This is a genomic window from Vibrio sp. YMD68 (genome assembly GCF_029958905.1).
Classification (GTDB): Bacteria; Pseudomonadota; Gammaproteobacteria; order Enterobacterales; family Vibrionaceae; genus Vibrio.
On record NZ_CP124614.1, the window covers coordinates 2,460,985 to 2,485,454 of the forward strand.

General features: G+C 45.0%; 21 protein-coding genes. 5 read left to right on the top strand and 16 right to left on the bottom strand.

Annotation, left to right across the window (positions count from 1 at the left end; all coding sequences use genetic code 11):
- Positions 1–23: 23 nt before the first annotated feature.
- Positions 24–2,468, top strand: a complete 2,445-nt coding sequence (gene fadE, locus QF117_RS17200) for an acyl-CoA dehydrogenase FadE (RefSeq protein ID WP_282387143.1) — start codon at positions 24–26, stop codon at positions 2,466–2,468.
- Between the two features lie 191 nt (positions 2,469–2,659).
- On the opposite strand, the gene QF117_RS17205 is transcribed toward fadE, so the two are convergent.
- Both QF117_RS17205 and dnaQ read right to left on the bottom strand, forming a co-directional pair.
- Positions 2,660–3,889, bottom strand: a complete 1,230-nt coding sequence (locus QF117_RS17205) for a TIGR03503 family protein (RefSeq protein WP_282389513.1) — start codon at positions 3,887–3,889, stop codon at positions 2,660–2,662.
- A 49-nt stretch (positions 3,890–3,938) separates the two neighbouring features.
- A complete protein-coding gene (dnaQ, locus tag QF117_RS17210) occupies positions 3,939–4,691 on the bottom strand; it encodes a DNA polymerase III subunit epsilon (protein ID WP_282387145.1) in 753 nt (250 codons plus the stop codon).
- A gap of 56 nt (positions 4,692–4,747) precedes the next feature.
- Here dnaQ and rnhA point away from each other — a divergent pair, with 56 nt between their 5' ends.
- The gene (rnhA, locus tag QF117_RS17215; RefSeq protein ID WP_282387146.1) at positions 4,748–5,212 is read left to right on the top strand and encodes a ribonuclease HI; all 465 of its coding nucleotides are present in this window, start codon (positions 4,748–4,750) and stop codon (positions 5,210–5,212) included.
- An 83-nt stretch (positions 5,213–5,295) separates the two neighbouring features.
- Here the strand turns inward: rnhA and QF117_RS17220 are convergent, their stop codons facing one another.
- Positions 5,296–6,051, bottom strand: a complete 756-nt coding sequence (locus QF117_RS17220) for a class I SAM-dependent methyltransferase (protein ID WP_282387148.1) — start codon at positions 6,049–6,051, stop codon at positions 5,296–5,298.
- 39 nt (positions 6,052–6,090) lie between these two features.
- Between QF117_RS17220 and gloB the strand changes: the two genes are divergently transcribed.
- From gloB to QF117_RS17235, 3 genes are all read left to right on the top strand, one after another.
- Positions 6,091–6,849, top strand: coding sequence for a hydroxyacylglutathione hydrolase (gene gloB / locus QF117_RS17225; protein ID WP_282387150.1), 759 nt, complete (start codon positions 6,091–6,093; stop codon positions 6,847–6,849).
- Between the two features lie 70 nt (positions 6,850–6,919).
- The gene (locus QF117_RS17230; protein ID WP_282387151.1) at positions 6,920–8,512 is read left to right on the top strand and encodes a LysM peptidoglycan-binding domain-containing protein; all 1,593 of its coding nucleotides are present in this window, start codon (positions 6,920–6,922) and stop codon (positions 8,510–8,512) included.
- Positions 8,509–9,195: a YIP1 family protein gene (locus QF117_RS17235; RefSeq protein WP_282387152.1), complete on the top strand. Its 687-nt coding sequence runs from the start codon at positions 8,509–8,511 to the stop codon at positions 9,193–9,195. Before QF117_RS17230 ends, QF117_RS17235 begins: the two co-directional genes overlap by 4 nt.
- A 23-nt stretch (positions 9,196–9,218) precedes the next feature.
- Here the strand turns inward: QF117_RS17235 and QF117_RS17240 are convergent, their stop codons facing one another.
- From QF117_RS17240 to bamA, 13 genes are all read right to left on the bottom strand, one after another.
- Entirely contained in the window at positions 9,219–10,058 is an 840-nt protein-coding gene (locus QF117_RS17240) for an endonuclease/exonuclease/phosphatase family protein (RefSeq protein ID WP_282387154.1), read from the bottom strand.
- Positions 10,059–10,169: 111 nt separating this feature from the next.
- Entirely contained in the window at positions 10,170–10,508 is a 339-nt protein-coding gene (glnB, locus tag QF117_RS17245; RefSeq protein ID WP_017035083.1) for a nitrogen regulatory protein P-II, read from the bottom strand.
- Between the two features lie 140 nt (positions 10,509–10,648).
- Entirely contained in the window at positions 10,649–10,960 is a 312-nt protein-coding gene (locus tag QF117_RS17250; protein ID WP_282387158.1) for a cytochrome c, read from the bottom strand.
- A 41-nt stretch (positions 10,961–11,001) separates the two neighbouring features.
- Positions 11,002–12,372, bottom strand: a complete 1,371-nt coding sequence (tilS, locus tag QF117_RS17255) for a tRNA lysidine(34) synthetase TilS (protein WP_282387159.1) — start codon at positions 12,370–12,372, stop codon at positions 11,002–11,004.
- A 118-nt stretch (positions 12,373–12,490) separates the two neighbouring features.
- Positions 12,491–13,450, bottom strand: a complete 960-nt coding sequence (gene accA, locus QF117_RS17260) for an acetyl-CoA carboxylase carboxyl transferase subunit alpha (RefSeq protein ID WP_282387160.1) — start codon at positions 13,448–13,450, stop codon at positions 12,491–12,493.
- Between the two features lie 44 nt (positions 13,451–13,494).
- The gene (gene dnaE / locus QF117_RS17265; RefSeq protein WP_282387161.1) at positions 13,495–16,974 is read right to left on the bottom strand and encodes a DNA polymerase III subunit alpha; all 3,480 of its coding nucleotides are present in this window, start codon (positions 16,972–16,974) and stop codon (positions 13,495–13,497) included.
- A gap of 105 nt (positions 16,975–17,079) precedes the next feature.
- Complete coding sequence (gene rnhB, locus QF117_RS17270; RefSeq protein WP_282387163.1) at positions 17,080–17,712, bottom strand: ribonuclease HII; 633 nt, start codon at positions 17,710–17,712, stop codon at positions 17,080–17,082.
- A 129-nt stretch (positions 17,713–17,841) separates the two neighbouring features.
- Positions 17,842–18,996, bottom strand: a complete 1,155-nt coding sequence (gene lpxB / locus QF117_RS17275) for a lipid-A-disaccharide synthase (RefSeq protein WP_282387165.1) — start codon at positions 18,994–18,996, stop codon at positions 17,842–17,844.
- A 147-nt stretch (positions 18,997–19,143) separates the two neighbouring features.
- On the bottom strand, positions 19,144–19,932 hold the full coding sequence (gene lpxA / locus QF117_RS17280) for an acyl-ACP--UDP-N-acetylglucosamine O-acyltransferase (RefSeq protein WP_017035076.1): 789 nt from the start codon (positions 19,930–19,932) through the stop codon (positions 19,144–19,146).
- Position 19,933: 1 nt separating this feature from the next.
- Entirely contained in the window at positions 19,934–20,386 is a 453-nt protein-coding gene (fabZ, locus tag QF117_RS17285; protein ID WP_026026737.1) for a 3-hydroxyacyl-ACP dehydratase FabZ, read from the bottom strand.
- A 97-nt stretch (positions 20,387–20,483) separates the two neighbouring features.
- Positions 20,484–21,515 carry a UDP-3-O-(3-hydroxymyristoyl)glucosamine N-acyltransferase gene (lpxD, locus tag QF117_RS17290; RefSeq protein ID WP_282387169.1) on the bottom strand — a complete coding sequence of 344 codons (1,032 nt, stop codon included), beginning with the start codon at positions 21,513–21,515 and terminating at the stop codon, positions 20,484–20,486.
- A gap of 1 nt (position 21,516) precedes the next feature.
- Complete coding sequence (locus QF117_RS17295) at positions 21,517–22,026, bottom strand: OmpH family outer membrane protein (protein ID WP_282387171.1); 510 nt, start codon at positions 22,024–22,026, stop codon at positions 21,517–21,519.
- Between the two features lie 14 nt (positions 22,027–22,040).
- A complete protein-coding gene (gene bamA / locus QF117_RS17300) occupies positions 22,041–24,455 on the bottom strand; it encodes an outer membrane protein assembly factor BamA (RefSeq protein WP_282387173.1) in 2,415 nt (804 codons plus the stop codon).
- Between the last annotated feature and the right edge of the window lie 15 nt (positions 24,456–24,470).

A 24,470-nucleotide genomic window follows, 5' to 3' on the forward strand; every position in this document is an offset into this window, starting at 1 on the left:
AACGGCTAGAAAAGGAAAACGCCATGGAAACCTTGCTCTCTATACTTAGCTTCACCGCTATTTTTACCCTTTGTTTGTACCATCGAAGCTCGCTGGTCATGTCATTAGTGGCGCTCACAGCCACCATGTTTGCCCTATCAATATGGGGGAATGCAGGATTTTTGAGTTGGGCACTCTATTTTGCGGCGGTTGTGCTGTTTACCGTGCCGTCCGTACGACAAGGTGTTTTCAGCCAAAAAGCGCTCACGCTGTTTAAAAAAGTCTTGCCCGCGATGTCGCAAACAGAAAAAGAAGCCCTCGACGCAGGTACCGTTTGGTGGGAAGCCGAACTGTTTAAAGGCAAACCGGATTGGAAAAACCTGCACAGCATCGCAGCGCCTAAGTTATCCAAAGAAGAAAAGGCTTTCCTTAACGGCCCGGTGAATGAAGTGTGCGCCATGGTTAATGACCACCAAGTCACTCATGAACTTGCCGATCTGCCTCCAGAGGTATGGCAATATCTAAAGGACCATAAGTTCTTTGCCATGATCATTAAGAAAAAATATGGCGGGCTTGAGTTTTCTGCCTATGCGCAATCTTTGGTCCTTCAAAAACTCACTGGTGTGTCGAGCGTTCTATCATCAACCGTCGGCGTTCCAAATTCACTCGGCCCTGGGGAACTCCTCCAACATTACGGTACGGAAGAGCAAAAAAATCACTACCTACCTCGTCTAGCGAATGGCATCGAAATACCTTGTTTTGCTTTAACCAGCCCAGAAGCAGGCTCAGATGCCGGTTCAATTCCAGATTTTGGGGTTGTTTGTAAAGGTAAGTGGCAAGGCAAACAGGTGTTGGGCATGCGCCTAACCTGGAACAAGCGCTACATTACACTTGCACCGGTAGCAACGGTCCTCGGTTTAGCGTTTAAACTGCGAGATCCCGATGGATTACTGGGTGACAAGCCAGATCTAGGTATCACCTGTGCGTTGATCCCTACCGATCTTAAAGGCATTGAGATCGGCAACCGTCACTTTCCTCTTAATGTTCCGTTTCAAAATGGCCCAACCCAGGGTAAAGACATCTTTGTTCCGATTGACTTCATCATCGGCGGCGAAAAAATGGCAGGGCAAGGCTGGAGAATGCTCGTTGAGTGCTTATCCGTAGGGCGTGGTATCACACTGCCTTCAAATTCAACTGGAGGTCTTAAATCAGCCGCGTTAGCAACCGGAGCCTATGCTCGTATTCGCCGCCAGTTCAAGCAACCCATTGGTCACATGGAAGGGGTAGAAGAACCCCTAGCACGCCTTGCTGGTAACGCTTATGTCATGGATGCTGCGAGTAGCCTAACAGTGGCTGGTATCGATTTAGGCCAAAAGCCGTCTGTTATTTCTGCAATCGTTAAGTATCACTGTACTCACCGTGGACAACGCAGCATCATTGATGCAATGGACATTGTTGGCGGAAAAGGCATTTGTTTGGGGCCTTCGAACTTTTTAGCACGCGGTTACCAAGGGTCACCAATCGCTATCACCGTTGAAGGTGCCAATATTCTCACTCGATCATTAATCATCTATGGTCAAGGGGCGATTCGTTGTCATCCATATGTTCTGGATGAAATGAACGCGGCCCATTCAGAAGGCGAACGTGCGCTGGAAGATTTCGATAAAGCGCTAGCCGGCCATGTTACGTTTACCATGAGTAATCTGGTTCGCAGCCTTTGGTTTGGTTTCACTGATGGTTTTGGCTCTGAGGCTCCGACCAAAGATTTCACCAAGCGTTACTATCAGCAGTTGAATCGTTACAGCGCCAACATGGCATTACTATCGGATATTTCAATGGTTGTGCTGGGCGGTTCGTTAAAGCGCAAAGAGCGAATGTCGGCTCGACTGGGTGATATTCTAAGCCAACTTTACCTAAGCTCAGCGACGCTGAAACGCTTTGATGAAGATGGACGCCCTCAAGAAGATAAAGCCATGGTTGACTGGGGCCTACAAGATAGTTTGCAACAAACGGAAGTGGCCATTGATGAATTTTTAGCGAACTTCCCGAACCGAGTTATCGCTTCAGCACTTCGTATCCTTATTCTTCCTTTTGGTCGAGTACGCCGAGCACCAAGCGATAAGCTGGACAGTAAAGTGGCAAAAATCATTCAAACTCCAAGTGAGACTCGTTCTCGAATTGGTCGAAACCAGTACCTTGAAGATACGCCGTTTAATCCAGTTGGCCGTATAGAGAAAGCACTGGAGATCATTCTTCAAGCTGAGCCAATCTTCGATAAAGTGTGCAAGGGGCTAGAGCAGCGTAGAGCGTTCTTAGCACTCGATAAGGTCGCTGAAATTGGATTAGAAAACAACCTTATCGATGACGCAGAAGCGGCGATACTGAGAAAAGCAGAAGTGGAGCGTCTGTACGTGATCAATGTTGACGACTTTAGCCCTGAGGACCTTGCTGCAAAGCCTCAATATCCTGAGGTCGGTAACGTAGCCTAAAAATCGTTCTCTCAACTAGCAAGTACAAAAAGGCCGATTAACCACTGAGTTAATCGGCCTTTTCTCTACCCATTTTCAACTGTTATTGCTTATCTGTTTATCTGTTTATCTGTTTATCTGTTTATCTGTTTATCTGTTTAATTTTGCTTTGAGACTGGCTATTTTTTTAAATCACAACGTTACTTAACGCTTTATTTCTTGGGCATATCCAACTGCATTTCTGGTAACGCCTTTTTAGCCGCATTGAGTTTTCGTCGTATGAACCACACCGCCAGACCCACTAAAATGGCCACAATATTGCCGACACCAATGATAATCATGCTGCGTGTCCGAGCCGCTTCCTTCTCTTCTTTGATTCGCAGTTCTTCAAGAAGTTGCTGCTGTTTTCTCTGTTGCTCTTCTTGAATCAACCGTGTTTTCTCAAAATCGATTTCCTCTAGAATATTATAACTTTGATCGGTCACCATAAACGTCAGCGGTCTACCTGTGGCCATATCCGTTGCAAACACCTTTCCTTGCCATTGATAGTTACCCACTTTTTCACTATTGGGAACCCAAAGTTCCAGTTTTTCTGATTCTTCAATGGCACTGCCAGACACGGAGGTGAGTTCACCGTCACTATTGGTGTGATCAATTTGTGCTGCCAAAGACCCAGGTTTGACCATCCCCTGCTCTCCGGAAAGAATAATTTGGTGAGCCGTTTCAGTATCTCGAGATTGAATAAAGGTATGCTGAATCGGTGTAGGATAAACCAACACCTCTTGCTCTTGAGCCCTTAAAAAGATGCCATTTCCTGATGTAATTCTTACCCGATACTTACCTGGCTGCGAGGATATTGGTAAAGCCACGGTAAATATTCCGTCGCCAGGGAATTCATCAAGTCCTGTGCCATCATCAGAAAAGACACCCAAAACCTCAGGAACTGGCCTGGCTTCGCTGATCAAGTCCTGCTCATTTTCCACAAACTTCGTAAAAGTCACTTTAAGGCTGATTCGATCAAGAAAATCTCTCAGAATCAAAGGTTCACCATCTGAGGTCAGTTTCGCGGTGAATTTGATCTCTTCACCTTGGTATAAACGGGTTGGGAATGTATCGCTTTCTAACGCTAAATGAGAGATGAGTAAGATTCTATTTTTGGGCGTGACTTTGCCCACCGCTTGCCAAGGACCCGGCATGGGATCATCAATAGAAATAATGTCCAGCGATGATTCTTGATACCATTGAACGTTGTCAGGGCTTCGCCATGCATAGTATTTTTTGCCATCAGGCCTAACTAACACAACGGGTTTAGAAGATTGTTCACGATAAATGACAAAGGTGATTTGCTTTATCGTAGGATCCACTCGAAAACGATTATCGAGCAGCGACATAGAAGATTCTTCACTGGCGACACTCGCACTAAAGCACAGCATCAAGCTCATGAACGTGATTAAAATCCTCAATGGTATTTCTCCTGTTTTTGGCAAGGGCTTATGACTTTAGCCAGAGGCAGCTGCCATTTTCTTGTACGATATCAAGCCTTTCTTGATGTGCTTTTACTTCATCGGCCGTTGCCAGTAAAACCTTTAGCGCTTTTCGGTCTGCGTTGAGACGTTTTATCGTTACACCACTAATTCCCCCCGCTTCAGAGCTGAATTGAAGCGACGTTTGCCCCCCCGTCATCGCCAAGTAGACGTCAGCTAGGATTTCCGCATCGAGCAAAGCGCCGTGAAGAATACGCGCTGAGGTGTCAATCGTGTAGTGTTTCGCCAATGAATCCAGGTTCTTCCTAGCCGGCATGTTTGGCATGCGTTTCGCCATGGCTAGGGTATCGGTCACGTCACAATAATCCGTGGTTTGACCCGCAGAGCTATCAAACATTCTGAATTCATGATCCATAAAGCCCACATCAAAGGGGGCATTGTGGGCAACTAATTCGGCGCCTTTAATAAACTCAATAAATTCGTGATGCACTTCACTATAAGACGGTTTGTCTGATAAAAATTCATCAGTAATACCGTGAACTTCTATCGCATCAGGCTGAATCTCACGGTCTGGTTTGATATAGACATGAAAATGCCGACCAGTGAGCTTTCGACCGATGATCTCGACAGCACCAATTTCTATAATACGATGCCCTTGATAGGTAGGCCCACCTTCTCTATTCATACCGGTGGTTTCGGTATCGAGAACGATGATTCGTTTTTGCTCTACATTTTGCTCTAAATTGCTACTGGTATTCATATTTAATTATGTGTCAGACTATGCGAATAATGTGCTTAACCCAATAGTATCAAATCATGACGAAACAAGTGGAAATTTTCACAGATGGTTCTTGTTTAGGTAATCCAGGCCCTGGTGGTTATGGTGTCGTATTACGTTATAAAGAAACTGAAAAAACACTCGCCAAAGGCTATAACCTGACCACCAACAATCGCATGGAGATGCTTGCCGCCGTTGTTGCTTTACAAACACTGAAGGAACCCTGTGAGGTTGTCCTCACCACCGATAGTCAGTATGTTCGCCAAGGCATTACTCAATGGATTCACAACTGGAAAAAACGTGGCTGGAAGACGTCAGCGAAGAAACCTGTAAAAAATGCCGATTTATGGCAGGCGCTAGACAAAGAAACCGCGCGTCACACGGTCGATTGGCGTTGGGTTAAGGGACACGCGGGGCACAGAGAAAACGAGATGTGCGATGAACTGGCACGTACCGCGGCAGAAAACCCGACAGAAGAAGACACAGGTTACGAAGCGGGTTAACATTTTAGCTCGCTTAGAACCTAGAGTAGAGAACCAAAAAACGAGAAGCAGCGATTCTCTGTTTTCTTATCTCCAAATTTAAATCACCTCTTGTCTGCCCAGTTCTTCTGTACGATGCGATTCACTCGATAGTTAATACTGACTGGCGATAATCTTCGCTTTAATCGCCAGTGAGGTTTGATCGGTTTTAAAGGATAAGTCCGCTTGCGCGCCACCACGAAATAGAGGCTTCCTAGTGGGCTGGCCCAATCACCTAAACTGTTCTCACACCAGGTCCACATCGGTTGATACTTTTGCATCGGGAACAACGCAAATGTATCACTTTCAATCACCTGATAGTTCAATAGCCCTAACCAATCTTTAATTCGATTCGGTGTGAACATTCGCCCACTCCAAGGCAAATTATTTTTACGCCACGGGAGGAATCGAGCACAACCGGTGATGCTGATCGGGTTGAACCCTGTGAGAATGAGGTAACCATCATCAATCATCACTCTATCGACTTCTCTTAACATTCTGTGAGGGTCGTTACAGTAATCCAGCTGATGCGCCATAATCACCGTATCAAAGCTTTTCTCCAAAAAAGGCAAATCATAACCGTCAGCGATCACATTGTGCAGTGGGTTATGAACATCTAAATTGACTTGGTGTTGGATATTGCAGTGTTGAGTTGCCAACTCACAGCTTAAACCGCCCAACTTCAACATATGATACCCAAATAACTTTGGACACCACTCATCAAGGCGTGTTTGAATAGCGTTGTTCACCCACTCGCCATTTTTAAGCTGAGACCATGAGTGTGGCTTTTCAAGCTTCTTTTCATTGCGTGCTGGATTCATTAATAACCTGCTTCAACCTAGGTGACGGGAGACTCAACCATGATACGTATCAAAAGCATACCTGCATTTAATGATAATTACATCTGGGTGATAGAAAATAGAGAAGGCCGTTGCGTTGTGGTCGATCCTGGTGATGCAAACCCCGTCCTGTCTTACTTAGAAGCGCACCAACTGACGTTAGACGCCATCCTAATTACCCATCATCATCATGACCATATAGGCGGTGTTCCTGAGCTCGTTCGTCAGTATCCGGGCATTGATGTTGTCGGCCCGGAAAAAGAGCCGATTCCCACACTCACACACGCCGTAAATGGTGGGGATAAAATCGAGTTATTCGGAGAGTCTTTCGATGTGCTCGACTTAGCGGGTCATACACTCGGGCATATTGGCTATGTCGGTGCAGGGCATCTATTTTGTGGAGATACGCTTTTCTCGGCGGGTTGTGGTCGAGTTTTTGAAGGGACTTACGCGCAGATGCATACGGCTTTGGAGCAACTAGCCGCACTGCCTGAAGAGACAAAAATCTACTGCGCCCACGAATACACGGCAAGTAATGTTTCTTTTGCACTGGCGGTTGAGCCAGAGAATGAGCGACTTCACCAGTACCGAGATGATGTCAATCGACTTCGTCCACAGAAGCACTCGACTCTTCCGAGCTCTATCAAACTTGAAAAGCTGATCAACCCATTTCTTCGTTGCAAAGAGGAATCGGTCATCAAATCGGTGACAAATCGAACAGAAAACATTGACCCACTTTCCGTTTTTTCCGCGTTACGTGAGTGGAAGAACGAATTTTAGCATTTTCTAGCTTGTCACTTGTGGGGCCGGACCAGTATTATCAGCAGCTGTTTTAAAAAAGGGCTGTTACATGCGAGTACAATACAGCTGGGTTTTGGCACTGTTACTGACAGGCTGCCAACTTACTCAGCCACCGGAATCATCGTCTACTACTGGGGAGTCTGAAACCTCACAACCAACACAAGATGTCGCTCACCTGCCAACATCCACTGGTGATAATCAAGATGAGTTAAAAGCAACAGCACCTAAATTAGAACCTATTGCTGAAGTGACGCCACAAACTCAACAAGATGTCTGGCACCGTATTGGAATGCAGTTGCAAATGGAGATCCCAGAGCACAAGAGCATTGACTATTACCGCACATGGTATCTCAAGCACCCTGGGCATTTAAGAACGGTCTCCAAACGTGCTGAACCTTTTTTATATCTGATTGTTGATGAAATTGAGCAAAGAGGTCTTCCACTTGAGCTGGCTTTACTTCCTATTGTAGAAAGTTCTTTTGACGCTTTCGCTTATTCACATGGCAGTGCTGCTGGGCTTTGGCAGTTTGTTCCGGCCACTGGGGAGTATTTCGGTCTAGAACAGAATTTTTGGTACGATGGCCGTCGTGATGTGGTTGCCGCAACCGATGCAGCGCTAACCTACTTAACACGATTAAACACTCGTTTTGATGGCGACTGGAATCACGCAATCGCAGCTTACAATAGTGGTGGCGGACGACTCAACAGTGCTATCCGTAAGAATCGAAATTTGGGCAAATCTACTGATTTCTTCGCATTGGATCTGCCAAAAGAAACCAGCGGTTATGTGCCTAAGCTTCTCGCCCTTGCTGATATCATAGCCAATCAAGAAAAGTACGGTATCGAAATACCCGCAATTCCGAACACCCCGGTGGTTGAACTCGTCAATCCTAACGATCAGCTCGATCTCGCGATTGCGGCCAATTATGCCAACATTTCCGTGAAAGAACTTCAAAGCTTAAACCCAGCGTACAACCAATGGGCAACCGCACCGGATAAACATCAACAATTGTTGTTACCGGTTAGATCCGTGGCACAATTCAAGCAAAAAGTAGACGAAAACAGAGGTAAAGGTATGCGTTTGGTCCGCTACCAAGTACAATCTGGCGACACCCTCAGCGTTCTAGCGAGCAAATACAACACCACGACTCGTGTCATACAAACCGCGAACAACCTACCCGGTCACAATATTCGAGTTGGGCAACACTTAATGATTCCAACATCGACACAAGACGAAAAAGCCTACGCTCTGAGCGCGACAAACCGATTAGCAAAAACCCAATCACGCTCCAGAGGCCAGTATAAATTGACGCATAAGGTGCAAAGTGGCGATAGCTTGTGGACGATAGCAAGAGCAAATAAAGTCTCTCATCAATCATTAGCAAAATGGAACGGTATGGGCCCACGTGACACACTTCGTATCGGTCAAGAATTGGTTATCTGGAAAAAGGGGTCGGACGGTTCGGTGATTCGGACGGTTTTCTACCAAGTACGCTCAGGGGATACCATCAGTGGTATCGCCAATAAATTCAAAGTAAAGAGTAATGATATTGTGAAATGGAATGAATTGAATAAAGGTAAATACCTGCAACCTGGACAAAAACTAAAATTGTACGTTGATGTAACCAAGGTGAGTGTATGATGTCGTCTAGTAACCCACTCATGATGTTAGTGGATATTTTCCGATCGCCTTCTTCTGCTTTTGTCACACTGCACAAGCATGCGGTATGGGGTTGGCAGCCTTATCTATTTCTCGTATTGAGCCCTTTTCTATTTTGGGGCGCTTACTTTGACCTCGTTAATTTTGACTGGTTATACGCAGAGCTATCGACCCAACTAGCACAGACAAACCCTGCGCAACTTGAGCTTCTGGACGCCAATACCTTAATGGCAGGTGAAATCATTTCGGATGTTCTTGGCCGGACAATGTCCATAGTCATGCTCGCGCTTTGGTTTAACCTAGCAACAAAAGCCAGCCAGCAACCTCAAAGTTTTTGGCGCTGGTTTGCCGCCAGCTCAGTGATTATGTTCCCTGCTATTATTGGTGACTTCGCCAGCTATGTGAGTGTGCTGTTAAAACATGGGCAGGTGATGACATACGCTGCCGATCTCAACAGTCTCAATGGTCTTATCAAGCTACCGCTCACCAATGACTGGTCTCAGTTTGCCAGTTCGGTTCCTTTGCTATTACCCTGGTATATCGTTCTTGGTTATGCGGCCGTGCTGACTTGGACAGAATTTGAACGTGGGCAGGCTATCGTTATTTCTGCCCTTCCATGGGTTGGATACTTCTTAGTTTGGGCTATTTATATCATCGTCAGCTAAAGCGAGAGCCGTTAACGAGCGTACTATAGAGAAAAACTCACTAATAATGGGTTATGGTCAGAAGCATCACTGTGTGGTGCTTCTGCTTTTTTTAGGGTCAAACCTCGATAGAAAATATGATCGAGTGCTAGACCATTCACAAACTGCTTACGGTTATCTGGCCTAAAAGACGCCGCTACCAAGCCCAATGGTTGCAAGTATTCAGCCAGTTCATCCATTCGCTCATGGCTCCAACTGTTAAAGTCTCCGGCAAAAATAATCGGCCCTTCATGTTGTAACAAAGCTTTCGCTAGGACATCCAATTGCTGCTGATATTCAACGACCCCATAGGTAAAATTAACCGCATGAATATTCACGACCGCTAACTGCTGACCATCAGACAATGAATATAAAGAAAACAACGCCGATTTAGGCAACCTAAGCCAGGGTTCAACAACTAAGTAAGCACAGGCTAAAGAGGGCGACTCGGTAGCAATAGTTAGAACACCCGATGAAACATCAAGCGCCTTAAACGCTTCCACTTGATTTCCTTGCCACCCTTTTTCGATTAACCACCCTTTAAAAGAATCGGTCATGCTGGCTTCTTGCAATAAAATCAATTGACGGGATTGGGACAGTGACGTCAGTACTTCATGCCAGTTGGGGCGATTTTGCTTGTATATATTCCAGACCAGAACATCTAATTGTCCCTCATTATCAATTGATAGAGTGTTGAGTTCTTGATGGCACTGAAGCTTAGGCGGTGCATTGGTATTAAGTACCGTGACACTGGCCTCTGTTGATACACTGAAGATGAAATAGACAGAAGAAAAACCCAATACACTCAATACTAAAGCTAGGAAAAAGAGGTGAGTTCTGTTCATATCGATCCATCAAGCATATTGATTGCCTTAGTTAGGTGCTAGGAGGTAGGTGCTAGGAGTTAGGCAATAAGAATTAGGAGAGTAAAAAGGGAAAAGGAGCCCAAAGGCTCCTTAGATTGCCTCTTCGTCTTCTTCGCCCGTACGAATACGTACGACACGTTCAACATCGGTAATAAAGATCTTACCATCGCCTATCTTGCCTGTTTGCGCTGTTTCAATAATAGAATCAACACATTGCTCTGCAACGTCATCCGTCACGACAATCTCAAGTTTGACCTTAGGTAGGAAATCCACCATGTATTCTGCACCGCGGTACAGTTCAGTGTGACCTTTCTGACGTCCGAAGCCTTTCACTTCAGAAACCGTCATGCCTGTAATTCCCACTTCCGCTAATGCTTCTCGTACATCGTCTAATTTAAACGGCTTAATAATGGCTTCAATCTTTTTCATTTTCATCCCTTAAAAGTCAATAATCTGCCTATTATTGACTAGCTAAAATCAACAATCAACTGACGGTCAATAATCAACTGACTGAATAGTCACAAATAAAAAGCCCAAGCGAATAGCTTGGGCTCAAATGTTCTGCCGTATTACTTTAAGCTTGAATAATACGCAGCGAGATTGGCGATATCTTCATCGCTCAATAGACTGGCCTGCGCTTGCATCACGGTTGCTAAACCACCATTACGCTGCTTATCTTTATACGCTTTCATCGAGCTCACTAAGTACTGCTCATTTTGGCCTTTTAGGTGTGGGTAACCAGGAATCATTGCCATACCATCTGCACCATGACAAGCGGCACAAATAGCAGCTTTAGCTTTTCCGGCGGCTACGTCACCAGCCAGTGCATGACCACTTAACAAGCCCATACCTAGAATCAATCCAATTGCTACATTTCTCATTGCTTTTCCCTTTTCTTATTTTAATACTTCTTTCTTTATAGTTATTTTTGCACAAATTCCAACTTTTTGTCCCAATAAACTTCACAATCGTGCCCTTGGTAGGGTTTGGTTACAAAAAGCCCCATCACCGCGACGACATGGCTGTCATTCATAATAATGGGAGTTCGACGCCTTAACCAACTTGGCACCTGATACTCTTGAAACAGCTTTTTCAATTTCCGGCTATGCCCCCGAGACGAAGGATGCGCCGCTAACCCCTGCGGGTCAAAAATGACACTCAACGAGCCAGTATAGTCACCTCGAATAGAGACCGTCTGCGGGCATGCATCGACCGACGTGACCTTCCCTTGCACAGCGTCACGTGGCCTAAGATTAATCTCCCCTAACCCATCAGGCAGCAACAGAGAGTGATTAAGGCTTAACGGCGCTGTCCATTGACTGACGTCCTGGTGGTCAGTGATAAAATACAACCCACCGTTAAATCGTCTTATCTGGCCATTCAATAGGTTAAGCTGAGGATTTGCGTCGCTCTTAGCGCCAATCACTTGCTCAAGAATCGCCTCTAAATGCTGACGACTTGGCATCAAGGAGCCACAACGCTCAAGCCACATCCTCAATAATCGCTTTTGGGCCAGCACCGAATAGGTGGACAGTGTCGATAAGACAACCTGATTATCATCGCCAACCATGTTCATCAACGCTGGTTGTAAGAGCTCATCAAGCAAGGTTTCTTGTTCAGCACATAAGGCCGCACTTCTTTGTACCGATTGAGAAAAAGAAGGCCACCGGTCTAGCAAAGGGGGCGTAATACTGTGACGGATAAAGTTTCTATCGAATCGAGTATCTAGATTGCTTTCATCTTCAACCCAGTCTAGTGACTGCTGATGAGCAAACTGTTCAATCTCTTTTCTACTGGCCGTCAACAATGGACGTAATTGGTAACCTAGTTCAAATGGTAAACATTCCGCCATAGAAGATAACCCTTTAGGGCCACTGCCACGCTTGAGAGCCAGTAAAAAGGTTTCAACTTGATCATCTCGATGCTGACCTGTCAACAGTAAATCGTCACGGTGTATGTGTTTAGCTAGAGCGGCATAGCGAGCATCACGCGCTAATTTTTCAATGCTTTCACCAGAGTCTTTTTTTAATACCACTTTTTCAACGGCAAGTGGAATTTCTGAGTCTCGACACCAACGGTCACATTGACTCACCCATTCATCGGCATTCTCACTCAAACCATGATGAACATGCACTGCCAAACAGACTACGTCAGGGTGATCACTTTTATACCGCATCAATAAGTCGAGTAGTACTCGAGAATCGACACCACCACTCAAGGCCAGTACGAGTCGAGAATCTGGCTTTCTATGCAGGGTAATCACTTGGGTGAAAAGTGTATATAGAGGGTTCATTACAATACTCTGATGACCTTTGGCTTAAATATCTTACGTCAAGCCATCACAGTGACCAAACGTCAGATACAAAAAAGAGCTAACCGAGTTAGCTCTTTTGTTCGTTACTAAGCAAGGATTAGCAGTAGCCGTAACTCATTAAGCGCTGGTAACGGCGCTCTAACAATGAGTCATTATCAAACTGCTCGAGTTCTTCTAATTGCTTAATCAATGTTGCTTTGATGTTTTCTGACACTTCTGCATAATTTCGATGCGCACCACCCAGAGGCTCTTCGATAATTTCATCGATCAACTCAAGCTCTTTCAAACGTGGTGCGATTAAGCCCATCGCTTCTGCCGCTTGTGGCGCTTTATCTGAATCACGCCATAAGATGGAAGCACAACCTTCAGGAGAAATAACCGAGTATGTCGAATACTGGAGCATGTTAACGTAGTCACCCACACCAATAGCAAGAGCACCACCAGAACCGCCTTCACCCACAACATTACAAATAACAGGCACTTTTAAGCCCGCCATGACTTTCAAGTTTTTCGCAATGGCTTCAGATTGCCCACGCTCTTCTGCGCCAACCCCAGGGTAAGCACCGGCGGTATCAATAAAGGTAATAATTGGCATTTTAAAGCGTTCAGCCATTTGCATAAGACGTAACGCCTTACGGTAACCTTCTGGCTTAGGCATACCAAAATTACGTATGACTTTTTCTTTAGTTTCACGGCCTTTCTGGTGACCGATGATCATAACAGGACGACCTTCTAGGCGGGCAACCCCCCCGACAATCGCCTTGTCATCAGCAAAAGCACGATCGCCTGCCAACTCTTCAAATTCAGTAAAGACACTTTCCACGTAGTTCAGTGTGTAAGGACGTTGTGGATGGCGCGCTAATTGAGCCGTTTCCCATGCGCCAAGATCACTGAATATTTTCTTTTTCAGTTCTAAACTTTTCTTTTCAAGCTGCTGAATTTCTTTATCTAAATCAACGGCTGTATCACCGCCATGACGAGATACATCACGTAAAGCTTCAATTTTTGCTTCTAGTTCAGCAATTGGCTTTTCAAATTCAAGAAAGTTGAGGCTCATCTATTGATCCTTTTCTACTTAGCGCCCTATATGAGGCTAAATTTTTAGTTAAATTCGAGTTCTACCTGGTTACGACCAAGTAGCAGTTTCAATTCGTCTAACAATACATCACTGGGCGTCACTCGCCATTCAGTACCAAGCGTGAGTCGAGCTCTGGCATCAAGTCGCTGATAATATATATTGACAGGGATGGTCCCTGCTCGATGAGGCTCTAGAATTTGGCTAAAGCGCTCAAAAAATTGATTGTTTATTTGTGATTCATTAATGGAAACCGATAGACCTCGAGCATATTTCTCTCGGGCGGTTCCTAGATCCAACAGTTCGCGCGCTGACATTTTAAGACCACCATTGAAATCATCAAAGCTGACCTGTCCAGAAATGACCAATATTTTATCTTTTTCTAACAATTCTGCATACCGATCAAGCGCATCTGAGTACAACATCACTTCCATTCGGCCAGATCGGTCATCGATTGTCATCAAACCAATGCGAGCACCTCGTTTAGTCGTCATCACTCTTGCCGCAATCACAAGGCCTGCAATGGTAACGGATTGGTCTCGTCTTGTCGGTGTTGCATCTTTTAATCGGCAGCTGGTGTATTTTGTTAGCTCTTTCAAATAAGCATTGATCGGATGTCCGGTTAAATACAAGCCTAGCGTGTCTCTTTCGCCTTCTAGCCACACTTTTTCCGGCCAGGGTTCCACTTTTGTGTACTTATGCTCGATGACATCCGCTTCTTCTGTCAACACACCAAACATATCACCTTGACCAAATGCTTCTGCTTGGTGATGCTGGCTAGCCCCTTTTACTGCGTCTTTGAGTGACGCCATTAAAGCGGCTCGATGCGGCCCTAATCGATCCAGTGCCCCCGCGTAAATGAGCTTTTCTATCACTCGCTTATTAACGCGTTTTAAATCAATACGCGCACAGAAATCAAACAGGTCTTTAAAGTGGCCACCGTTGTTTCTTGCTTCTAAAATCGCTTCAATCGGTCCTTCACCTACTCCTTTGATTGCGCCGATTCCATACACAATCGCGCCGGTTTCATCCACATTAAAACGGTATAGCCCCGCGTTAATGTCTGGTGGCAGTAACCTGAGTTTCATTCGGATACATTCGTCAACCAAGCCGATCACTTTCTCGGTGTTGTCCATATCTGCCGTCATTACCGCAGCCATGAACTCGGCTGGATAATGCGTTTTAAGCCACAATGTTTGATAAGAGACCAGAGCATAAGCAGCAGAGTGAGATTTGTTAAACCCGTAGCCTGCAAATTTTTCTACTAGGTCAAAAATCTTCATCGATAGTTCACCATCGACACCGTTTGCGATAGCCCCTTCTTTAAAGATGCTACGCTGCTTCGCCATCTCTTCTGGCTTTTTCTTACCCATTGCACGACGCAGCATATCCGCTCCGCCAAGCGTATAGCCAGCGAGGATCTGTGCAATCTGCATGACCTGTTCTTGATACAGGATAATGCCGTAAGTCGGCTCTAGCGTCTCTTTAAGCGATTCGTGCTGCCACGTTTCATCTGGGTACGACACTGCCTCCCGACCATGCTTACGGTCGATAAAGTTATCCACCATGCCCGATTGCAAAGGCCCCGGGCGGAACAAAGCAACCAATGCGATAATATCTTCAAAACAGTCTGGTTGAAGTCGTTTGATCAAGTCTTTCATACCACGCGATTCCAGCTGGAATACCGCCGTCGTTTCAGAGTTTTGTAACAGGTTAAATGAGGCTTGATCATCCAGGGGAATAGAGTCAATCCGAATCGGATCTTTCCCTTCTTTGGCTAAACGTGGATTCACGAGCCCTAGCGCCCAGTCAATGATCGTTAACGTTCGTAGCCCCAGGAAATCGAACTTAACTAAGCCCGCCGTTTCGACATCATTCTTATCAAACTGGGTAACCGGGAAGTTCCCTTCCGAATCACAATAAAGAGGAGCAAAGTCTGTAATCGTCGTTGGTGAAATAACAACCCCACCAGCGTGCTTACCTGCATTTCGGGTACACCCTTCTAAGATACGACATTTATCAATCAGCTCTTTAACTTCATCATCATTATTGTAAAGCTCGGGCAACGCAGGTTCGGCATCAAAAGCCTTTGTCAGTGTCATTCCTGGATCGGGTGGAATGAGCTTTGATAGGCGGTCAACAAAACCAAATGGGTGCCCTAATACTCGCCCAACATCTCGAATAACGGCTTTTGCCGCCATGGTGCCGAAGGTGATGATCTGAGATACCGCATCACGGCCATACATTTCAGCAACGTGATCAATCACTTGGTCACGTTTATCCATACAGAAATCGATATCGAAATCGGGCATGGAAACACGCTCTGGGTTAAGAAAACGTTCGAAAAGTAAATCGTATTCAAGTGGATCGAGGTCAGTGATATCAAGCGCGTATGCCACTAAAGAACCCGCACCGGAGCCTCGCCCAGGACCAACCGGAACATCGTTATCTTTGGACCACTGAATGAACTCCATCACGATAAGGAAGTAACCCGGGAAACCCATGTTGTTGATCACTTCAAGCTCTATGGCTAAACGCTCATCGTATTCAGGACGTCGTTGAGCGCGGACTTGCTCATCGGGAAATAAGAACGCTAAACGTCTTTCTAATCCTTCCTGAGATTTTTTGATCAAGAAGTCTTCGATTTTTAATCCTTCGGTTGGGAAATTAGGTAGAAAATACTCCCCTAAACGAACGGTAACATTACAGCGTTTGGCGATTTCTACGCTGTTTTGCAACGCTTCTGGAATATCTGCAAATAATTCGCACATTTCCGCTTCAGTACGCAGATATTGTTGAGCACTGTAATGTTTCGGACGCCTTGGATCTTCCAAGGTAAAGCCATCGTGAATCGCAACGCGTATTTCATGCGCATCAAACAGGTCTTCGGTTAAAAAAACCACTTCATTGGTCGCAACAACGGGAAGATCTCGCTGTTCCGCTAGCTCTACTGCAAAATGCAAGTAGGTTTCTTCATCCACACGGCCTGTGCGAATCAACTCTAGATAAAAGCGGTCAGAAAAATGCGTTTTATAAAAGGCAACACACTCTTCGACAAGTTCGTTATTGCCTTTCAACAAGGCTTTACCAATGTCACCATGCTTGCCACCAGAGAGAACAATTAGCCCTTCAGACAGCTCTATGAGCCACTCTTTATCAATAACGGTTTGGTGAAGCACTTGCCCACGGAGATAAGCTTTTGAAATAAGCAGTGTGAGGTTTTTGTAGCCGATGTTGTTGGACGCAAGAATGGTCAGCTTAGAAAATTCATCACCAAATTCTTTAGATCGAACCGAAAAATCTGCGCCAATGATCGGTTTAATCCCGCAGCTATGGGCGGTTCCATAAAACTTAACCAAACCACACAAGTTGGTAAAATCTGTCAGTGCCATAGCAGGCATGCCCATTTCAGCGACTTTTTTTACCAACGGCGGGACTTTGGATAAGCCATCGACCATGGAAAAATCACTGTGAACACGAAGATGAATAAACTTGGGATCTGACATGGATGGTTTCCTAAGCGGCATCGCTCTGTTTTCATGCCGCTAATATCATATTGAGTAGAAGCTTTCGCTATTTTACGTCATTGACGAGAGGAATAAAGGGGCTGACTACTTTAATCCCAAAACTCTTTTTACAGGTTTAAAGCTTTTACGGTGTTCTTCAATCACCCCAAACTCTTCAATCGCCGAAAAGTGCGCTTTTGTCGGGTATCCTTTGTGTTTCGCAAAGCCAAACTGCGGATGTATTTTATCTAAGGCTTCCATTTCTTGGTCACGTACAACCTTGGCAATAATCGAGGCGGCACTGATTTCGGCCACGCGTAAATCGCCTTTTACCACAGCTTGCGCATCCATATCGAGTTTAGGCACTTTATTCCCATCAATCAGGGTGAGATCAGGCTTGATGGCGAGTCCTGCTACCGCTCTTTGCATCGCGACCATGGTCGCCTGTAAGATATTCAGTTCATCGATTTCTTGTGGTGAACAGCGACCGACCGACCACGCTAACGCTTTTTCTTTAATTTCTGGTAACAGTGCTAAGCGTTTTTTCTCAGACAATTTTTTTGAATCGTTCAGACCCTCAATAGGATTGTTGGGATCAAGAATCACAGCGGCAGTGACCACATCACCCACTAGCGGCCCACGTCCCACTTCATCAACACCTGCAATGCATTGATAGCCCAGCGGGTATTCAAAGGGTGGCAGTTCTTTTTTATCGGCTTTCTTCTTTGCAATGACCATGTTTGTTCTCAATTCGTCTGTCTTGATTTGCTGCTTTTAAAACGTTTTTTTGATTGCTCAACGCCAGTTATCACAGGTTCATGAATAGCCGTATTCAATAACGATAACAAATAGCAAGTTAGCGGCTAGTTAGACTCTACCAATCAAAGCGAGTACCGCTTTAGCAGCCTGTTGATCGGCGTCTTTTTTGATCCATTGATGCATTTCAGTAAATTTTTCAATCAACGCAGAGTTATCACTGTCGAGCACACTTTCCAAAGCAGGAAATAGGAAGTCAGGGTGACACTCTTCTTGGATGAACTCTTTAACCAACTCTTTCCCCGCCAACACATTAGGCAGCGAGACAAATTCGGTAATCGATAGCTTTTGAGCAATCCAGCCCGTTAATTTGTTCACTTGGTAACCCACCACCATCGGGCGTTTTACCAACATGCATTCCAGCGCAACCGTCCCTGAAGCGAGCAATACCGCATCAGCAGCGGTCATAACATGACGCGCCGTATCTTCAATAATGACAAATTCGAGTTCAGGCGCCGTAGCCTGCCAAATACGTTCAAACTGCTCACGGCGCTTTTTATTGACCGCGGCGACCACAAACCCCATATCAGGGTGCTTTTTGTGGATTCGCTGGCAAGTTTCAATAAATGGTTTGGCAATTAGGGCTACTTCTCCGCCACGGCTTCCTGGCAGAACCGCAAGCCACTTTCTGTCTTGATCCAAATGTAACAACGATCTTGCTTGAGCTTTATCACTCTCAAGCGGGATAGCGTCTGCCAGTGTGTGCCCAATGAATTCACAAGCCACATTGTATTGATCATAAAACGCTTTTTCAAAAGGCAAAAATGCCAACACCAGATCCGTTGCCGCATCAATTTTGAAGATACGCTTAGGTCGCCAGGCCCACACGGAAGGGCTGACATAGTGAACCGTTTTTATTCCCGCGTCTTTCAGTGTTTTTTCTAATCTCAGATTGAAATCAGGGGCGTCTATTCCAACAAAAACATCCACTGGATTTTGGATAAAATACTGAACCAGCTCCTTTTTTACATTCAGTAATCGAGGCAGGCGGCCAAGCACTTCAACCAACCCCATGACGGCAAGCTCTTCCATTTCAAACAAAGATTCACAACCTTGAGCCATCATTTTTGGACCGCCAATACCGACAAATTCTGCGTCAGGATATTGGGCTTTGATAGATCGAATAAACCCTTCGCCTAAGGTGTCACCCGACAGTTCGCCAGCAACGATACCGATTCTTAAGGGCTTGTTAGTGTGTGTCGTCATTTATGTGGCACCTTTTGTTTGGAGACATTTTTCGGAATGGGTTGGCTTGTGTCATTGTTACTGGATTTAGCAACGGCCTTTCTGTTGATACTTAAAATAAAAAAGATCGCTGAATTTAGCGATCTTTTCTTAATGTTCTTAACGCAATTATCGAATGATACCGCGTTCCGAACTCTCAAGCATATCGATCATCGGCTTAATTGATGGGAACTCTGCCGCCATTTCAAGCAATACTGGTTTCGCTTCTTCTAGCGTTTTACCGGCACGGTAGATTTCCTTATACGCCTTCTGCAGTGCTCTGATCTCTGTTCTTTCAAAACCATTACGCTTCAAACCGACCAGGTTTAAGCCAAATGGTGTTGCGTGGTTTCCTTGCGCAAGCACATACGGAAGCACATCTTGCACGACAGCGGAACACCCACCCACGTAAGAGTACGCACCGACAGAACAAAAAGGATGGATAGCCGATAAAGCCATCACGCCGGCATGATCACCAACGGTAACATGACCACCTAAAATGGCGTTGTTGCCGATGTGAGTGTGGTTACCCACAATGACATCATGAGCGATGTGTGCATTAACACAAAGTAAGTTATCGTCACCAATCACTGTGGTCGCTTTATCTTGCGTTGTACCACGATGAATCTGAACACTTTCACGAATCACATTTCGGTCACCAACAACCACCGTTGTCGCCTCACCACCGTACTTTTTATCTTGATTCTCTTCACCAATAATGGCGTAAGGGAAAATACGATTATCTTTACCGATTGTCGTATTACCTTTGATCACGATGTGCGACATGATTTCGGTGTTCTCACCGATGACAACGTTTCCTGAAATATAGGTAAACGGCCCCACGGTCACATTGGCTTCGATTGTTACTTCACCCTCAATAACCGCTGATGGATGAATTTTTGCAGTTTCATGAATCATATTAGAACTCTCGGCGAGCACATTTTAGCTCAGCAGAACAGACCACGACACCATCGACAGTCGCTACACCATTAAAGGCAGCAATACCGCGACGCTCTTTAATAAATTCAACTTTAATCACCATTTGGTCACCAGGAACAACGGGTTTACGGAATTTCGCTTTATCAACACTCGCAAAATAGTAAAGCTCGTTGTCAGCTGGCGCACCAAACGATTTGAAACCCAATAGGCCCGTTGCTTGTGCCATGGCTTCTAGAATCAGCACACCTGGAAATACAGGCAGCTGTGGAAAATGACCGGTGAACTGTGGCTCGTTTACTGATACATTTTTAATCGCCGTTAAGTGTTTTGCTTCTTCATAATCCGTCACGCGGTCAATGAGTAAGAATGGGTAGCGATGAGGAAGTAACTCCTGAATTTCAGTAATGTTCATCGTTTTATTTTCAGTAGTCAAAGTCATATTCCTATTTCGTAAAACTTTAAAATTATTTGCTCAATATAATAGACGAAAAAGACTCGCTTTTCGCGAGCCTTTTCCTAGAAAGATGGAATTAGGATTCCGCTTTCGGTTCCAATTGTTTCTCGACAGCCTTCAAACGTTTGTTCATTTCATCAATGCGGTGAACACGCGTGGCCGTTTTTCGCCACTCACGATTAGGCTGCAATGGAATACCTGAAGAGTACATGCCTTTTTCAGAAATGCCTCTCATCACCATGCCCATACCGGTGATAGTGACCCCATCAACGATCTCAATATGCCCGTTGATAACCGTTCCGCCACCAATGATGCAATATTTACCTATGGTTGTACTGCCCGCGACAATCGTACCACCCGCCATTGCTGTACCATATCCGATGTGCACGTTGTGCGCGATTTGGATCTGATTATCAATAATAACGTTATCTTCAATCACCGTGTCATCTAACGCACCGCGATCTATGGTTGTACATGCGCCAATTTCCACACGATGACCAATTCGGACCGTACCTAGCTGAGGAATTTTGACCCACTCACCTTTTTCATTGGCATAACCAAAACCATCAGCACCAATAACAGTATTAGATTGAATTAAGCAATCACTGCCAATAGAGACACTATGGTAAATAGAAACATTCGCCCACAGTTGAGTGTTAGAGCCAATGGATGCATTCTTACCCACAAAACAGCCAGCACCGATAACCACGTTATCACTCAGCGTTACCCCTGATTCAATCGTGGCATTAGCACCGACAGAAACGTTCTGCCCGATGATGGAATCAGAAGCGATGACCGCAGAAGGTGCAATACCTTTTGCAGCAGATGGCGTGGTATCGAGAGCTTGAGCCACTTTTGCAAAGGCAATATAAGGATCGTCAACGACCAAAACATTGCCCTTAAAATGTTCGCGCTGCGCTTCTTTCACCATCACAACCGTCGCACGACAATCATTTAAGTGCTTGGCATACTTAACATTAGATAAAAAAGTGACGGTACCTTCAACGGCTTTGTCCATCGGAGCGACGGTAGACACAGTAGCGCTTGCGTCTCCATACAGTTCTCCACCCGTTATCGTAGCCAATTCGGCAAGTGTTAGTTTCAGCATATTATTTTAGTGAGTCGATAACTTTTTCAGAAATATTGTATTCAGGCTTCGCGTACTGTAAAGCCTGCGCTTCAATAATAAGGTCGTAACCTTCTTTTTCAGCCACTTTATTAACCGCGTCTTGAATCAGTTTAAACAATTTCTGTTTCTCTTCGGCTTCACGGCGTGCTGACGCTTGCTCTAACGACTTACCTTTGATTTGGAAGTTGCTTTCTAGTTGGCTAATCTCAATACGAAGTTTTTCAACTTCCTCTTGGCCAAGCAATTCACCATCACGCTGTAGCTTTTCTATTTTAGTCTTAGCTTGAGCTTGAATCGTTTGAAGCTCCGCTGCACGATCTTTGAACTCTTCTTGCATTTTTTGCAATACCACTTCTCGTTGCGGAAGTGCTTGAAAAATTTGAGCAGAATTAACATAACCTATTTTTTGTGCTGCTTCTGCTGCGTGTGCAAACATGGATGTGCTTAAAACAACAAGGCTAACACCAGCCGCTTTCATGATATTTTTCAAAGTATTTTCCTTTATTAGAAGGTTCTGCCAATAGTGAAAGTGAATACCTCTTCGTCATCACCCTCAAAACTCTTAATAGGTGATGCCAACGAGAAGACCAGAGGGCCCATCGGCGACATCCACTGTAATGCTGCGCCGTAAGACGCACGATAATTCGTTGGATCTGAGTAATCGTAATAGTAGTCACTGCCATATTCGGCACCTGAATCACGATAGTCAAACTCGGTATCCCACACACTTGCCGCATCAATAAATAAGCTCGTGCGAATTTGGCTGCGTACTTCATCTGACGCAAACGGTGTTGGGAAAATCAATTCCAGGCTGGCTAAAGCAACAGCGTTACCACCTACTGAGTCATCTGTCGCGGTATCTGTACCATTATTTGAGCCAGAGTAATCACGATAAACCGCTTTCGGCCCAGCTGAATTGGACCCAAAACCACGCAGCGAAGTAAAGCCACCCGCGTAGTAGTTCTCATAGAATGGGAACAAATTGTCTTGCCCATCGGTTTGTCCGTAGCCATTGCCGTAGCCTAAGCGACCGCGCATCAACAAGGCGAAGTCATGCTTTTGCGTCAACGGGAAGTACTGGCGAATATCATACTGAACTTTGAAGTACTGTACGTCAGAGCCAGGTACGGTCATTTTATAAAATGCTCGTTGGTGATTACCCGCAGTCGGGAAGTAACCACGGTTTAATTGGTTACGAGTCCAGGAAATATTAATATCGAAGTCATTGGTATTCAATGAGCCTGAATCATCAATATTACTGGCTTGCGACGCTAAGAATTGCTCAACTTGCAAGTAAGGCGATAAGTTACCGATCTTGTTATGGGTATAGCCTACACCCAGTTCAAAAAAGTTCACCTCATTCGCCCAGCTACCCAGTGTCATGCTGACCCCGTAGCTTTCATTGGTATAATCAACGATACCCGCTTCAGAAGCTTCAAATTCGTTGTAGAAGATTTTACCACCCAGACTGACACCATCGAGCGTCCAATACGGGTCACGGTAATCTAAACTGACGTTCTTTTGGTAATCATTCATCATCGCGTTTATGCCCACACGATTACCTGAACCAATAAAGTTATCTTGCTGCAAACCGACTTGGAAGCTCACACCCGATTCAGTACCGTAGCCGACACCAAAGTTAATGCTGCCTGAGTTCGCTTCTTTCACATCATAAACAAGATCAACCTGGTCTTCACTTCCAGGAACACGCACGGTTTGTACGTTTACCGTTTCAAAGAAACCTAATCGATTTAATCGAGTCTTACCTGTTTCTATTGATTTTGAGTTTAACCAGCTTCCTTCCATCTGACGCATTTCACGACGCAAAACTTCATCACGCGTTGAGTTGTTACCGACAAATCGAATATCACGGACATAGATACGATTACCCGCTTCGACGTCAATCACTAGCGAAACTTCGTTCGTTTCATCATTAAAATCGGGCAAGGTTCTGACTTGCGGATACGCATAACCGGCTTCACCTAGAACACGCTTGATCTCTTCTTCTAGCTGGGTAACCGATGAACCGTTGTAAACCGAACCTAAATCGAACGGAATCATCTCTTCAAATTCAGATCTCTTACCGATCAGTTCACCACGGAAGCTAACATCTTTAATCGTATAAGCGTCACCTTCGTTAATACCTAAAGTAATGTATACGCCTTTTTTGTCAGGAGAGATTGCCACCTGCGTAGAGTCTACTTGAAACTTCAAGTAACCACGATCCAAATAGAACGAGCGAAGTGATTCGATATCAGCAGCCAAGACTTGCTTCTGGTATTTGTCATCCGCGAGGAAGTTCCACCATGCAACGTCAACATTCAAGTTAAAACGCCCGACCAGCTCTTTATCGTTAAAGACTGTATTACCAATAAAGTTAATTTGCTTGATTTTAGCGGAAACACCTTCGGTAAAAACAAACTTCAAATCAGAACGATTTCGCGGTAAAGGCGTGACAACAGCCTGAACCGTCGCGTTGTATTTACCCACGCTGTAATAGAAATCTTCGAGACCTTTCTCGATATTAGCGAGAGTTGTCCGATCAAGTGCTTCACCTTGTCGAATACCTGAAGCATCTAAGTTTTGCTGAAGCTGCTCTTCTTTGATCGCTTTGTTACCTGAAAAAGAGATACTGGCAATGGTAGGGCGCTCTTTCACTTGAATAACGAGCACATCGTTATCACGTAAAACTTGAACATCTTCGAAATTACCCGATGCATAGAGAGATTGAATAATCTCAGCAACATTTTGACTGTCGATCTCATCGCCAATTCGGACGGGCATCTGCAGTAACGCTGCACCAAGTGCCACACGTTGTAATCCGTCGATCTTGATATCTTGAACAACAAAGTTCTCTGCGCTATTTGCCGATACGCTTGTTGCTAACAACGTTGCAAACAGAATCTTTTTAATCGCCATATTTGTCTTAGCTAT